Source organism: Mesorhizobium sp. M0159, assembly GCF_040322295.1.
GTDB lineage: Bacteria > Pseudomonadota > Alphaproteobacteria > Rhizobiales > Rhizobiaceae > Mesorhizobium.
This window is the reverse complement of the sequence record NZ_JAMYTF010000006.1, coordinates 260,381-273,516: the sequence shown is the minus strand read 5'-3', so window position 1 is coordinate 273,516 and position 13,136 is coordinate 260,381. Positions and strand designations below refer to the sequence as shown.

At 64.2% G+C, this 13,136-nt stretch carries 14 protein-coding genes; 8 read left to right on the top strand and 6 right to left on the bottom strand.

The window, feature by feature from the left end; all coding sequences use genetic code 11:
• Positions 1-113: 113 nt before the first annotated feature.
• The 3 genes from NKJ32_RS09360 to NKJ32_RS09350 all read right to left on the bottom strand — a co-directional run bounded on the left by NKJ32_RS09360 (position 114) and on the right by NKJ32_RS09350 (position 2,947).
• On the bottom strand, positions 114-689 hold the full coding sequence (locus tag NKJ32_RS09360; protein ID WP_023678348.1) for a D-sedoheptulose-7-phosphate isomerase: 576 nt from the start codon (positions 687-689) through the stop codon (positions 114-116).
• A gap of 7 nt (positions 690-696) precedes the next feature.
• Positions 697-2,175: a D-glycero-beta-D-manno-heptose-7-phosphate kinase gene (gene rfaE1, locus NKJ32_RS09355; protein WP_352567961.1), complete on the bottom strand. Its 1,479-nt coding sequence runs from the start codon at positions 2,173-2,175 to the stop codon at positions 697-699.
• Positions 2,176-2,314: 139 nt separating this feature from the next.
• Complete coding sequence (locus NKJ32_RS09350; protein ID WP_352567962.1) at positions 2,315-2,947, bottom strand: LysE family translocator; 633 nt, start codon at positions 2,945-2,947, stop codon at positions 2,315-2,317.
• 177 nt (positions 2,948-3,124) lie between these two features.
• Here NKJ32_RS09350 and rfaD point away from each other — a divergent pair, with 177 nt between their 5' ends.
• The 3 genes from rfaD to waaC are packed head-to-tail and all read left to right on the top strand — an operon-like array spanning position 3,125 to position 6,041.
• Complete coding sequence (gene rfaD / locus NKJ32_RS09345; protein ID WP_023678351.1) at positions 3,125-4,075, top strand: ADP-glyceromanno-heptose 6-epimerase; 951 nt, start codon at positions 3,125-3,127, stop codon at positions 4,073-4,075.
• A complete protein-coding gene (gene waaF, locus NKJ32_RS09340) occupies positions 4,048-5,055 on the top strand; it encodes a lipopolysaccharide heptosyltransferase II (RefSeq protein WP_352827406.1) in 1,008 nt (335 codons plus the stop codon). The genes rfaD and waaF overlap by 28 nt, the downstream gene beginning before the upstream one ends.
• Complete coding sequence (gene waaC / locus NKJ32_RS09335; RefSeq protein ID WP_352827404.1) at positions 5,052-6,041, top strand: lipopolysaccharide heptosyltransferase I; 990 nt, start codon at positions 5,052-5,054, stop codon at positions 6,039-6,041. The genes waaF and waaC overlap by 4 nt, the downstream gene beginning before the upstream one ends.
• Before the next feature lie 226 nt (positions 6,042-6,267).
• On the opposite strand, the gene greA is transcribed toward waaC, so the two are convergent.
• Positions 6,268-6,741, bottom strand: coding sequence for a transcription elongation factor GreA (gene greA / locus NKJ32_RS09330; RefSeq protein ID WP_023719113.1), 474 nt, complete (start codon positions 6,739-6,741; stop codon positions 6,268-6,270).
• Between the two features lie 328 nt (positions 6,742-7,069).
• A complete protein-coding gene (locus NKJ32_RS09325; RefSeq protein WP_352756411.1) occupies positions 7,070-7,621 on the bottom strand; it encodes a tetratricopeptide repeat protein in 552 nt (183 codons plus the stop codon).
• A gap of 234 nt (positions 7,622-7,855) precedes the next feature.
• Here NKJ32_RS09325 and NKJ32_RS09320 point away from each other — a divergent pair, with 234 nt between their 5' ends.
• From NKJ32_RS09320 to NKJ32_RS09305, 4 genes are all read left to right on the top strand, one after another.
• Positions 7,856-8,281, top strand: a complete 426-nt coding sequence (locus NKJ32_RS09320) for a DUF3775 domain-containing protein (protein ID WP_023678354.1) — start codon at positions 7,856-7,858, stop codon at positions 8,279-8,281.
• Positions 8,282-8,708: 427 nt separating this feature from the next.
• Positions 8,709-9,254 carry an extensin-like domain-containing protein gene (locus tag NKJ32_RS35495; protein ID WP_023678355.1) on the top strand — a complete coding sequence of 182 codons (546 nt, stop codon included), beginning with the start codon at positions 8,709-8,711 and terminating at the stop codon, positions 9,252-9,254.
• A gap of 117 nt (positions 9,255-9,371) precedes the next feature.
• Positions 9,372-10,226 carry an extensin-like domain-containing protein gene (locus NKJ32_RS09310; RefSeq protein ID WP_352705316.1) on the top strand — a complete coding sequence of 285 codons (855 nt, stop codon included), beginning with the start codon at positions 9,372-9,374 and terminating at the stop codon, positions 10,224-10,226.
• Positions 10,227-10,292: 66 nt separating this feature from the next.
• Complete coding sequence (locus tag NKJ32_RS09305) at positions 10,293-11,000, top strand: LssY C-terminal domain-containing protein (protein ID WP_352827402.1); 708 nt, start codon at positions 10,293-10,295, stop codon at positions 10,998-11,000.
• Between the two features lie 46 nt (positions 11,001-11,046).
• Here NKJ32_RS09305 and NKJ32_RS09300 read toward each other — a convergent pair whose 3' ends face one another.
• Positions 11,047-12,066 carry a zinc-dependent alcohol dehydrogenase family protein gene (locus NKJ32_RS09300; RefSeq protein WP_352827400.1) on the bottom strand — a complete coding sequence of 340 codons (1,020 nt, stop codon included), beginning with the start codon at positions 12,064-12,066 and terminating at the stop codon, positions 11,047-11,049.
• A 127-nt stretch (positions 12,067-12,193) separates the two neighbouring features.
• Between NKJ32_RS09300 and NKJ32_RS09295 the strand changes: the two genes are divergently transcribed.
• The gene (locus tag NKJ32_RS09295) at positions 12,194-13,135 is read left to right on the top strand and encodes a LysR family transcriptional regulator (RefSeq protein ID WP_352827397.1); all 942 of its coding nucleotides are present in this window, start codon (positions 12,194-12,196) and stop codon (positions 13,133-13,135) included.
• The last annotated feature ends 1 nt before the right edge of the window (position 13,136 follow it).

Here is a 13,136-nt window from a genome sequence, read left to right as displayed (position 1 = left end):
CCACCACGGAGAGGGGTAACCGCGCTCAACTACGGCCCCTCCCCGGCCGCTTCGCGGCCACCTCTCCCCCGCTTCGCGGTGGGCGAGGAACCCAGGTCCTGAGAGTTCGAGGATCACCCCGCGTCGCAGAGGCGCGTTTCGACCATTTCGCACAAATGGTGGTAGAGGCACAAATGCCCCTGCTGGATGATCGGCGTCGAGGTCGAGGGTACGTTGAGCAGGATGTCGGAGAGCGGCTTCAGCTTGCCGCCGGTATCGCCGGTCAGGCTGATCACCGTCATGCCCATCATGCGCGCTTGCTGGGCGGCGGCGAGGATGCTTGGCGAATTGCCGCTGGTCGAGATGGCGAGCAGCACGGCGCCCGCCGAACCATGCGCCTCGACCTGGCGCGCAAACACCGTGTCGAAGCCGTAATCATTGCCCCAGGCGGTCAGCACCGCCGCGTTGGCCGGCAGCGCGATGACGTTGTAGGCCTTGCGCTCCCTGAGGAAGCGGCCGACCAGCTCGCCGGCGATATGGATGGCGTCGCTGGCCGAACCGCCATTGCCTGCTATCAGCAGCGCCTTGCCCTGCGAAAGCGCGGCGACGACGGCGCTGACCGCCCGCTCCATCTCGCTGGTCAGGTCACGCTCGACCATCGCCGAAATCGCGGCCGCCGAGCGGGCCAGGTAATCGTTCAGTTCGGACATGAAACCCTCAGTTCCCGGCGCGCAATCTGCCGATGGTGCCGGTCGTGCTCTTGCCGGCGACGAGGTCGACCAGCACGACGCGCCCGCCGGCCTTCTGCACGACATCGGCGCCAACCACCTGATCGACCGTATAGTCGGCGCCCTTGACCAGTATGTCGGGGCTCAGCGCCTCGATCAGCGAAAGCGGCGTATCCTCCTCGAAGATGACGACGGCGTCGACCGAGGCAAGTGCTGCCAGCACGCAGGCCCGGTCATGCTGGTCGTTGACCGGGCGCCCCGGCCCTTTCAGCCGGCGCACCGAGGCATCGCTGTTGAGGCCGAGCACCAGCCGGTCGCACTGGCTGCGGGCCGCATGCAACAGGCTGACATGGCCGGCATGCAGGATATCGAAACAGCCATTGGTGAAGCCGACGCTCAAGCCCTCGTCTTTCCAGCCCGCCACCAGCCGCGCGGCGGCGGCGGCATCGAGGATCGCATCCAAGTGGGCGACCGGACCATGCGAGCGAAACAGCGCACCCGTGAGTTCCTCGATCGTCAGCCGCGCCGTGCCGCGCTTGCCGACGACAACACCGCCGGCGGCGTTGGCGATTGATCCTGCCATGACGCGGTCGGCGCCTGCTGCAAGTCCCAGTGCAAACGTCGCGATCACCGTGTCGCCGGCGCCCGAAACGTCGAACACTTCGCGCGCCTGCGTGGCGATATGGCGGGCGTCGTCCGCACCGATGACGCTCATGCCCTTTTCGCTGCGCGTCGCGACGACGAAATCGAAACCGTGCGTCGAAATCAGCTGGCGTGCCGCCGCCTCGATCTCGTCGTCGGCAAACACTGCGCGGCCGACCGCCTCGCCGAGTTCCTTGCGGTTGGGCGTGATTGCCGTCGCGCCGGCATAACGCGCATAGTCGCGGCCCTTCGGATCGATCAGCACCGGCTTGCCCGCTTGCCGGCAGATCGAGATCAGTTCGCCGGCGACACCGTCGAGCAGCACGCCCTTGCCATAGTCGGACAGGATGACGATGTCGGCCCGCGCCAGCGCTTCGCGAAAATGCCCGACCAATGCCGCGCGCTCGGCATCGCCCAGCGGCTTGATTTCCTCTTCGTCGAAACGCAGCACCTGCTGGTTGAGCGCGCTGAAGCGGCTTTTGGACGACGTCATGCGATCGGCATCCTGCGCCAGCCCGCCGGTGTCGACGCCAAAGTCGCCGAGCATGCGCATGAGGTTCTTGCCGGCCTCGTCAGCGCCGATCACCGAGACCGGTATCACGGCAGCGCCGAGCGAAACGATGTTGGCGACGACATTGCCGGCGCCGCCCATCGCCAGCGTTTCGCCGCGCCCGTGCAGCACGGGGATCGGCGCTTCCGGCGAAATGCGCTCGATCACGCCGTTGACGAAACGGTCGAGGATGAAATCGCCGACCACCAGCACGGTGGCGCCACCGAAGCGCGAAATGGCGCGGTGAAGAGGTTCGGGAGAGGGCAGCTTGATCATGTCAACGCGTGGGAGAGCCGATTTTCAGTGGCGGGGGATTCGATTGGCAGGGCCGGCCGTTCATGGCGATGCCGATATACCGCAATTTCAGCCGACGCAACGGCAGGCCTTCGAGCGATCGCCGCGGCGAGACAGTGCGTCAGCTTTTCTGCAACGCGACATGCACGCCCAGCCCAACAAGCATCGTACCGCCGGCGCGCCGCATCAGGCGCTGCGCCCGGCTCGACTGCCGCAGCCTGGCGATCACCGCGCCGGCCAGCACCACGCAAACAATGTCGGCCGACGAGAACATCAAATTGACGATCGTTCCAAGCACGACGAACTGCAGCCAGACCGGAAACGCTGCCGAGGCATCGATGAATTGCGGCAGGAACGCCATGAAGAAAATCGCCGTTTTCGGGTTGAGCACCTCGACGGCAACGCTCTCGAAAAACGCGCGGCGGGCGGATTTCGGCTGAATTCCCGGCAAGACAACGTCGCCTTGCGCCTTGGCGCGAAACAAAGAAACACCGAGCCAGATCAGATACAGCGCACCGACCAGCTTGACCGCCATGTAAAGCACCGGCACGGCATGGAAAAGCACCGACAGGCCGACGGCGGCGGCGAAGACATGAACGTAACCGCCGAGATGGATGCCGAGCGCCGCCATCAGCCCGGACCAGCGGCCGCGCGCCATGGTTTGCGCGGCGGCATAGAGCATGGCGGGACCGGGGATATAGGCGAAGATCGCCGTGGTGGCGAAAAAGGCGACAAGCAGTTCGGTTGACGGCATTACCTTGCTCCTGTCACGCTTCGCCGGTGGTCACCGACTGAAGCGAGAGCTTTGCGGCGGCACTGTGGCGCTCATCCGGCCGCCCCGCCACCTGCTTTGTCGACAGCCCGGCCCGCCTCCCCTATAAGGCCAGAATCCCACAAGGGCTACAACCGGCACAAGGTACCAGAGGCTTTCATGATCATCGTCACGGGCGGCGCCGGCATGATCGGTTCCAACATCGTCGCCGCGCTCAACGCCGACGGTTTCAGCGACATCCTCGTCGTCGACGACCTCACCGACGGCCACAAGATCGCCAACCTCGCCGATCTCGAGATCGCCGATTATCTCGACAAGGACGATTTTCTGGCGCGGATGGAGGCCGGCGACCTCGGCCGCATCGAGGCGGTTTTCCACCAGGGTGCCTGCTCGACCACCACCGAATGGAACGGCAAGTTCATGATGGAGGTCAACTACACCTATTCGAAGCGCCTGCTGCACGCCTGCCTGGCCCTGCGCGTGCCGTTTCTCTATGCCTCCTCCGCTTCCGTCTATGGCGGCGGCGCCGAGTTCCGCGAGGAGCCGCAATACGAACGCCCGCTCAACGTCTATGCCTATTCGAAAAAGCTGTTCGACGACTATGTCCGCCGTACCGTGTTCGATACCGACCATTCGCCGGTGGCGGGCCTGCGTTATTTCAACGTCTACGGACCGCGCGAGGCGCATAAGGGCGCCATGGCCTCTGTCGCCTTCCATCTGTTCAACCAAGTCGAGCAAGGGCAGAACCCGAAGCTGTTCGGCGCCTATGGTGGTTTCGGGCCCGGCGAGCAGAGCCGCGACTTCATCCATGTCGGCGATGTCGCCGACGTCAATCTGTGGCTGTGGAAACGCGGCTCGAGCGGCATCTTCAACTGCGGCACAGGCAAGGCTCAGCCGTTCCGCGCCATTGCCGAAACGGTGATCGATACGCTCGGCCAAGGCCAGATCGAGTTCATCGAGTTTCCCGACCACCTCAAGGGCAGCTACCAGAGCTTTACGCAAGCTGATATGTCCCGCTTGCGCGCAGCCGGTTACAATGGCCAGTTCCGCACAGTGGAAACCGGCGTCAGAGACTATGTCGAATGGCTGAAAGCCCAACGATCCTCGTGATCGGCCCACGCTGGGTGGGCGACATGGTGATGGCGCAGTGCCTGTTCCAGGCGCTGAGGGAGCTTCATCCGAACGCCGCCATCGACGTGCTGGCGCCGGCGTGGGCAGCACCGCTGGTCAAGCGCATGCCCGAAATCCGCCAGCAGATCGACCTGCCGCTGCAATCCGGCACGTTCGAATTCCGCACCCGAAGGCGCTTCGGCCGCCTGCTGCGCGGCCGCTACGACATGGCCTTTGTCCTGCCGGGAAGCTGGAAGTCGGCGCTGATCCCGTTCTTTGCCGGCATTCCGCGCCGTGTCGGCCATCTCAAGGAAATGCGCTACGGGCTACTGACCGACATCGTGCCCTTGCCCGATCGCCTGAAACGGCGCACCGCGCAGGCCTATTTCAGCCTTGCCCGTGGTGGCGCCTTCCAGGCGCCGAAGCTCGCCGTCGATCAAGCCAGCCAGGCGGCACTGCTCAGCCGTTTCGGGCTGACAGCGGGGAAATTCGTGGCAGTCATGCCCGGCGCAGAATTCGGCCCGGCCAAGCGCTGGCCGAGCGAACACTATGCCGGCCTTGCCCGTGAGATGATGGCGAAAGGGTTTGGCGTCGCGCTGTTCGGGTCGAAGAACGACGCTGGGGTGACGGCTGAAATCGCCGCGCTGGCTCCGGGCGCCGTCGATCTTGCCGGCCAGACGCGGCTCGAGGATGCCATCGACCTGATCGCGGCGGCGAGGCTCGCCGTCTCCAACGACAGCGGGCTGATGCATGTCGCCGCCGCCGTCGGCACGCCGGTAGTCGCCGTTTACGGCTCGACCTCGCCGCAGAACACGTCGCCGCTCGCCGAGCGCCGCGAACTGCTCTGGCTCGGCCTGTCCTGTTCGCCCTGCCACAAAAAAATCTGCCCGCTCGGTCATCTCAACTGCCTGAACACGCTGGAGGTCGAACGCGTCGTGGCGGCGGCGGAGCGGCTGCTGGAAATGCCGGCCGCCGCATGAAAGTGCTGATCGTCAAGACATCGTCCATGGGCGACGTCATCCACACCTTCCCGGCGATCGAGGACGCGCGCCGCGCTCGGCCGGATATCTCCTTCGACTGGTGTGTCGAAGAGGCATTTGCCGGCATCGTGGCGCTGCATCCAGCCATCCAAACCATCCACAGCGTGGCGATCCGGCGCTGGCGCAGGAAGCTGCTCGAGCCCGGCACATGGCGGGAAGTGGTCGGCTTGCGCCGCGCCTTGCGCGATTGCCGCTACGACCTCGTCCTCGATGCACAAGGCTTGCTGAAATCGGCGCTGGTGGCGCGGCTGGCGGCAGCCCCGGTCGCCGGGTTCGATCGGTCGAGCGCCCGCGAGCCTTCGGCAAGCCTGTTTCATGGCCATCGCTATGCCGTGCCGCGCGGCCTGCATGCCATCGAGCGCACGAAACGCCTGTTCGGGCTGGCGCTCGGCTACGAGCCGGATTTTTCCAGGCTTGAATCGGGTATCGCGCCGCCAGCCGGAAGATCGACTTTTGCCGGTGAAAAGACCGCCTTCCTGCTGCACGGCACCAGCCGCGAGGACAAGAAATGGCCGGTCGCGGACTGGATCGAAACCGCCCGCCTGCTGGTGAACATGGGAATGACGCCGGTCACCACCTGGTCGAACGACCGGGAACAGGCGGTTGCCGAGGCGATCGCCCGCGCCATTTCGCAAACCGTTGTGTTTCCCAGATCGCCGCTTGCCGAGATCGCCGCCGTCATCGGCAGCTCGACGCTGGTCATCGGCGCCGACACCGGCCTCACCCATCTCGCCAGCGCTTTCGGCGTGCCGACGGTGGCCGTATTCATCGCCACCGAGCCCGGCCTGACCGGCCCGCGCGGGCCGCTCTCATCGACGCTACTGGCCGCGCCTGGCCGCAGCGTCACGCCGCCGGAGGTGATTGCGGAAGCCGAGAGATTGCTGGCGCTTCGGGAGACCGGTCAGGTCAAAGTCGGTAGGGGATAGTCCTGAAAGTTGGCGCTGCCCCTCATCTGGCTACCGCCATCTTCTCCCCGTATAGGGACGGGGAGAAGGACGCCTTCACCGAAGATTTCGCCAATCGGTGGCGTTGCAGGAAACGGCGCCGAGGTTCCGGACGGCCCCTTCTCCCCGTCACTATACGGGGAGAAGTGCCCGGCAGGGCGATGAGGGGCGGCGCTACCTGACGGGATTAGGGCTCGCCTCAGATTCCTCAGATGAACTGCACCTGGACGATCTCGTAGCCCCTGGCGCCGCCTGGCGCATTGACCTCAATGGCGTCGCCGACTTCCTTGCCGATCAGGGCGCGGGCGATCGGCGAGGAGATCGAGATGCGGCCGGACTTCACGTCCGCTTCCTGGTCGCCGACGATCTGGTAGGTCTTTTTCTCCTCGGTATCCTCGTCGACCAGCACCACGGTGGCGCCGAACTTGACCTTGTCGCCGCTGAGCTTGGTGACGTCGATCACCTCGGCCCGCGCGATCAGGTCCTCGAGTTCGTTGACCCGGCCCTCATTGAGGCTCTGTGCCTCTTTTGCCGCGTGATATTCGGCATTTTCGGATAGGTCGCCATGCGAGCGCGCTTCGGAAATCGCCTCGATGATACGCGGCCGCTCCTGTTGCTGGCGCCAGCGCAGTTCTTCCTTCAATGACGCGAACCCCTCGCCTGTCATCGGGACCTTGTTCATAATGCCTGACCTTTCCTGCCGCCGCCCCCGCAATCGGGAGCGACCTTGTCGATGGTACAAAAAGAAAACGGTCCGGCAGCCTCGGGCTAACGGAACCGTCTCACCACAATTTCGCAAGATATAGCAATCTTCGCGGGTTTTTCACGTCCAAAAAGTCGGTTTTTGAAAAATCATCCACCGATTGCACGGCTGACCCCACGTCAAGCGGCGGTTTCCAAGATCGTATCGTGTACCGTGATGCCAAATCTCGGTTGTGGCCAACATGTGCAGCACAGCAAAAAACCGGCTGCGATCGCTCACAGCCGGTTATGAGGAGCGTTCCGGAGGATCAGCTCCTCATGAAATGATCGATCTGCTCCGACAGCATGCCGTATTCGCGAGACCCCTTGCCCGTGCGCTTCTCGATCTCGCGGAGCTGTTCCTGGGCGCCGGCAAGATCGCCGATCTGCAGGTGCGCCTCGCCGAGATATTCGCGCACCAGCGTGTAATTCGGGTCGATGCGCAGCGCTTCCTCGTAATAGCCGAGGCCGACGGTGACGCGGCCGGAATGGCGGTGCGAATAGCCGAGATAATTGAGGATGCGCGGATCCTGCTTGTTGGCGGCGAGGCTGAGCACGCCGATCGCCTCGTCGTAGCGTCCATCCATCGCCAGCGCGCGACCGGCATCGTAGATGCTGTCGTCGTCCAGCATGCCTTGCTTCGGGGAGACGCATTTCTTCTGTTTCTTGTCCCACGCCTCCCCCTTCTTGCACTGGGACTGGCCGCCGCCATTGCCGCCGCCACCGCCACCTCCCCCGCCTTCACCAGCCGAAAACGCCGGAGCCGCAATCAGCGGCAGGGCGGCGATGGCCATGGCGTAAATCAGCAATCGTCTGCGCATCGAATTCTCCTTTGAACCTGACAATGCAACACTAACGCCGGCCCAACGCCGTTTCGTCCCGGAAAATGTCATCCTATCTCAAAACCGCGATCTCTCCCAGCAAGGCCATCTTATCCGGGAAGAGAGGGCATCGAAATCATGCTTCACGATCAACGCCGCCGCGCAAGATAATGTGACGAGCGCTGCAAATCCGCTATCATCGGGCCGACCGAGCACGAAGCAGGGAGACGGCCGGTGCAGCAACGCGTTGAACGAGACTGGGAGCTTTCGATCGGTCCCGACACCGTGCGCCTGTTCATCCTGAAGGCGAAGGCGCTCAGCGCCGCCGTCAACGAAGACTATGCCGACGGCGCCGAGCACGAGGTAGAGCTCGACGGCAACGCGCACGACAACCACCATCATGACGGCCTTGCCGAGGAAAGCTCCGAAGATCTCACCGAAGAAGAACTGCGCGAGCTGATCGACGATCTCAATGTCGACGAAGCGGCCGAACTGATTGCGTTGGCCTGGGTCGGCCGCGGCGACTATGACGCGACGGAATGGACGGACGCGCTGTCCGCCGCCCGCGAGCGCGCCAACAAGCGCACGGCAAAATATCTGCTCGGCATGCCGCTGCTGGCGGACTGGCTCGAGGAAGGCTTGGAAGCGATCGGCGCGTGACGGCGCGGTTACCGATTGTGATCGGCCGCCCCCTTCGCTCAAGGCAACTTCCCTGCATTCTGGCCGTTGCGACGTAATGGCGGCGTTTGGCTTTTTCAGATTGGGCAGATTGCTGCTGGCCGTTGCGGCTACGCCGCTGGCGGGACCCGTTTTAGCCAAGGCACCCGACCTACCGCAAACTGCACCAGTTCCGCAGCTCAACCAGCAAGTCACTCCGCCGCCACCAACCGAGATCCCGGTCCCCGAACCGCGCCCGGAGGATGCTCCGGAGCCGCCGGCGATTGCACCGCAGCCGCCCGAAAAGCCGGCACGGGCTGAGCCGCCGGCAGGCCCACCAGGCGCGCCACCAAACCCGGCCGAGGCAGACGAGAAGGCGGAGCAAAAAATCCTTCCTGATCCTCGATCGGCCGCCATTGCCGGGAGAGAAATGCCGGCCGAGGAATTGGCCTGCCGCAGGCGGCTGAAGTCGATGGGCGTCGATTTCGAGGAGCGCAAGCCAGAGCATGATACGTCAGTCGGTTGCTCGATCCCCTACCCGATCGCGCTGAAGACGCTCGGCAAATCCATCGCCATCGGCCCGGAGCCCGAGCTGAATTGCCAGATGGCGGAAGCGGCCGCCCGCTTTGCTGCGTCCGTCATCCAGCCTGCCGCAAAGGCCGAGTTCGGCGCGGATATTAAATCGATCGGCCAGGCCTCCGCCTTTGTCTGCCGGTCGCGCAATGGCGGCGGCAAATTGTCGGAGCACGCCTTCGGCAACGCGCTCGATATCGCCAGCTTCAAGCTTTCGGACGGGAAGGAGATCGATGTCGGCCCGGCGCCGCCGGAAAAGGACGCGAAATTCCTGAACGCAGTGCGCAAGGCAGCCTGCGGACCGTTCAAGACCGTGCTTGGCCCCGGCAGCGACGCCGATCATTCGCAGCATCTCCACTTCGACCTCGAACCGCGCCGCAACGGCGGCACGTTTTGCCAATGACGCCGGCCGCCGGTAATGGGGCGCCGCAATTTGGCCGCAGGCGTGAACGGCGCCGCTGATTTTTCCTTTACTCTTCAGGTTTAGAGTCTGTGCCATCTGGGGACAGGAACCCTTCCGATGGCCGGGCTATTTCGCGCTGCGCTTGCCGCTGCGCGGCACACAGGATGCGCGCGCATAGCCGGCAGGCTTGCCGCCCTACTTGCCGTGGCGGCGGTCTCAGCCTGCAATACCGGCAGCGTGCTGTCGCTGCAGCCGGCCGTCGATGTCGGCAGCCAGACCGCTGCCGTCCCGCCCAATTCCGACCCGCAATATTCCGGCGCGCAAGATTCCGGGCCGCAATATTCGGGTATGCAGCGCCTCGTCCCGTCCAATCCCTTTATGACCGCCGCCTATCCGCGCCTGGACAACCCGATGTCGCCGGCCGAACAGATGCCGGCCACAGAGATCGATTGCCGTAAAGAGCTAAAACGCCTCGGCGTCGTCTACACCGACGTTGCGCCGATCCATGAAGGCCAGTGCGGCATCGACTATCCGGTCAAGGTCTCGGCCATCGGCAGTGTCGAGATGAAGCCGGCCGCGACGCTGACCTGCGACATGGCCGCCACCTTTGCCGGCTGGACCAGGAACGAACTCGTGCCGTCGGCCCGCTGGCGCTATTTCTCGGGCGTCAAGACCATCCACCAGGGCTCGAGCTATTCCTGCCGCAGGATTGCCGGCGAAGGTGTTTTGTCGGAACACGGCAAGGGCAATGCGCTCGACGTGATGAGCATCGAGCTCAACAATGGCGACGACATCGACGTCCGCAAGCCCGGCCTGTTCGCCTTCCGGACGCGCGGCTTCCTCAACAATGTCCGCGCCGACGGCTGCCAGTATTTCACCACCGTGCTCGGCCCCGGCTACAATTACGATCACCGCAACCATTTCCATTTCGACATCAAGAACCGCAAGAACGGCTATCGCGCCTGCCGCTGATTGCAGCCCCTGCCCAAGACTTGCTGTGCCGGTTAAGATGGTGCGCAGACGCTTGGGTGGTGCCTCTTGAGCCAACGAAGCCTTCGACGACGTGCAACGACCTGGCTGGTGGCATGCTGTGCCGCTTATCTTTCGCTCGCCTATTTCGCCGCGCCTGAGTTCTGGACGTTACGGGACCGCAATTTTCGCAATCAGCAATTCGAGATGGTGACGCACACGCCGCAAGGCATTCCGGGCGATCCGATCAATGTCGGCCTTGTCGGCACCAAGAAGGAGCTTGTCCATGCTTTTGCCGTCGCCGGCTGGGATACGGCAGACGCCATCACGCTGAAGACTGCCATCGAGATCGGCGAAAGCGTGCTGTTTAACCGCCCCTATCCCGACGCGCCGGTCAGCCGGCTGCTGTTCGAAGGCCGCGCCCAGGACCTCGCCTTCGAAAAGCCGGTCGGCGACAGCGCCGACCGGCGCCACCACGTCCGCTTCTGGCAGACCGATGCGACCGGAGACGACGGCCGGCCGCTTTGGCTTGGCTCGGCAAGCTTTGACCGCGGCGTCGGCCTCAGCCATGACACCGGCGCGATCACTCATCATATCGGCGCCAACATCGACGCCGAGCGCGACGGGCTGATGCGCGACCTCTCCGCCGCCGGCATGCTGATCTCGACCAGCGAGATACCAGGCGTCGGCGCCACAAAGGCCGGGCGCAACGGCGAAGGCGATCCCTATTTCACCGACGGCAAGGCCATCGTCGGCGTCCTGCTGCAACTGCCGTAGGCGCGCGATCAGCCTTCCCGTCTGACAGCCATTTCGTCCCGACGGGTCAGGGCATGGTGATCACGATCTTGCCGAACGGTCCCGTCTCCAGACGCTCAAATGCCTGCGGCACCTCGTCGAAGCCAAACACCTTGTCGATTACCGGCTTGATGGCAAGCGTCTCGATCGCCTGGTTCATTCGCTCGAAAGCGCGGCGGTGGCCGATCGAAATGCCTTGTACGACGATCCGGTTGCGCAAGAACGGAATGATCGGGAAACTGAGCTCCATGCTGCCGAGAAGGCCGATGAGCGACAGCCGGCCGTCGGCGCCCAGCGCATTGAGGGAGCGCCGCGCATTGTCGCCGCCGACCATTTCCAGCACATGCCTGACGCCGGCGCCGTTTGTCAGCTCGCGCGCCGCCTCGTCCCACGCCGGCCGGCTGCGATAATTGATCGCCTTCCAGGCGCCGAGCGCCTTCGCCCGCTCGAGCTTCTCGTCGCTGCTCGAGGTGATGATGGTGCGCAGGCCGAAGGCGGCGGCAAATTGCAGCGCAAACAGCGACACGCCGCCGGTGCCCTGGATGAGAACGGTTTCGCCCGGGATCGGCTTGGCCGCCTCGACCAGCGCGAACCACGCCGTCAGCGCCGCAATCGGCAGCGTCGATGCCTCGACGTCGCTGAGCGACGGCGGCGCCGCCACGACGGCATCCTCGTGAAAAAGCACATGCTCGGACAGCGTGCCGGGCAGCGACGAACCAAGCGTATGCTTGTGCAGCACCGGCGGGGCGTCGCCGTCCGGCCAGTCGGCGATCACCTGGCCGAGCACGCGCTGCCCGATGCCGAAGCGGCTGACTTCGCTGCCGGTGGCGACTACTTCGCCTACCGCGTCCGATGTCGGCACGAACGGAAAGCTGAGGTCCGGTATCAGCACGCCATCGACGATCATCCTGTCCTTGTAATTCAGCGATACCGCTGTGACGCGTACCAGAAGATTATGCGGCCCGGGTTGGGGCAGCTTTCCATCAGCCGGCTTCAACCTGGCCAGGCCGAAACCGTTCATCTGCCAGGATCTGTTTTCGGTGCTCATTTGGTTCGCGCTCCGTGGTTGATGATTGCGCGAGACATTTACGCCGTTTCACTATGGAGAAAAGTGCTTCCATGTGGCATGTTCTGCGACAGATTAAGGAGCAAAACTCTACAATAGGAGCGCTTCATTGGAATCGGCCAATTTGCAAGGCATCGTCGCATTCGTTCACGCGGTGGAGGCCGGCAGCTTCACCGGCGCTGGCGCACGGCTGCATGTCACCAAATCGGCGGTCGGCAAGTCGATCGCGCAGCTGGAACAGCGATTGGGCGTCCGCCTGCTCAACCGCACCACCCGCAGCCTCAGCCCGACCAGCGAGGGCCTGAGCTATTACGAAGCCTGCGTCAGGGCACTGGCCGAAATCGAAGCCGCCCAGTCACTACTCGCTTCCCGCAAGCAGGTGCCTTCCGGGCGGCTGCGCGTCGACCTGCCTTTGGCCTTCGGCCGGCGATGCGTCGCCCCGCTGCTGTTCGACATTTCCAAAAAATTCCCGGACCTGACGATGGAAATCTCGTTCAACGACCGGCGCGTCGACCTGATCGAGGAAGGCATCGACCTGGCGGTGCGTATGGGCGACCTCGACGACAGCTTGTCGATCGCCGCGCGCCGCATCTATGCCCAACGTTCGGCCATCTGCGCCGCCCCCGCCTATCTCGACGCCCATGGCAGGCCGCTATCGATCGAGGACCTGGCCAGGCACAGCCTCATCGGCTACGGCCGCGACGGCACGGTCCATCCCTGGACCGTCAGGCATGTCGACGGCCGTCTCGAAAAATTCGCGCCCAAGGCGCGGCTGGTGCTCGGCCACGGCGAACCGATGCTCGATGCGGTACTGGCCGGCTGCGGCATCGTCTATCTGCCGACATGGCTGACGGCCGACAGCATCAGGCGCGGCGAGCTCGAAATGGTTCTGTCGGACTGTCTTGTCGAAAACACCGTGGTGCATGCCATCTGGCCGGTAACACGCAATCTCGCGCCAAAGGTGCGCGTCGTCGTCGACGCCCTGATCGAGCATTTTTCCGCGCCGCCCTGGGATGCGGTATGGGTGCCGCCTGATTGCCCGGCTCGCTAAA

Bases quoted from the DNA above. Each gene is read 5' to 3' on its own strand.
- greA (WP_023719113.1), bottom strand. From the start codon at position 6,741: ATGAACAAGGTCCCGATGACAGGCGAGGGGTTCGCGTCATTGAAGGAA.
- NKJ32_RS35495 (WP_023678355.1), top strand. From the start codon at position 8,709: ATGCCGGCCGAGGAATTGGCCTGCCGCAGGCGGCTGAAGTCGATGGGC.
- NKJ32_RS09360 (WP_023678348.1), bottom strand. From the start codon at position 689: ATGTCCGAACTGAACGATTACCTGGCCCGCTCGGCGGCCGCGATTTCG.
- NKJ32_RS09350 (WP_352567962.1), bottom strand. From the start codon at position 2,947: ATGCCGTCAACCGAACTGCTTGTCGCCTTTTTCGCCACCACGGCGATC.
- rfaD (WP_023678351.1), top strand. From the start codon at position 3,125: ATGATCATCGTCACGGGCGGCGCCGGCATGATCGGTTCCAACATCGTC.
- NKJ32_RS09325 (WP_352756411.1), bottom strand. From the start codon at position 7,621: ATGCGCAGACGATTGCTGATTTACGCCATGGCCATCGCCGCCCTGCCG.
- NKJ32_RS09300 (WP_352827400.1), bottom strand. From the start codon at position 12,066: ATGAGCACCGAAAACAGATCCTGGCAGATGAACGGTTTCGGCCTGGCC.
- waaF (WP_352827406.1), top strand. From the start codon at position 4,048: ATGGCTGAAAGCCCAACGATCCTCGTGATCGGCCCACGCTGGGTGGGC.
- NKJ32_RS09310 (WP_352705316.1), top strand. From the start codon at position 9,372: ATGGCCGGGCTATTTCGCGCTGCGCTTGCCGCTGCGCGGCACACAGGA.
- waaC (WP_352827404.1), top strand. From the start codon at position 5,052: ATGAAAGTGCTGATCGTCAAGACATCGTCCATGGGCGACGTCATCCAC.
- rfaE1 (WP_352567961.1), bottom strand. From the start codon at position 2,175: ATGATCAAGCTGCCCTCTCCCGAACCTCTTCACCGCGCCATTTCGCGC.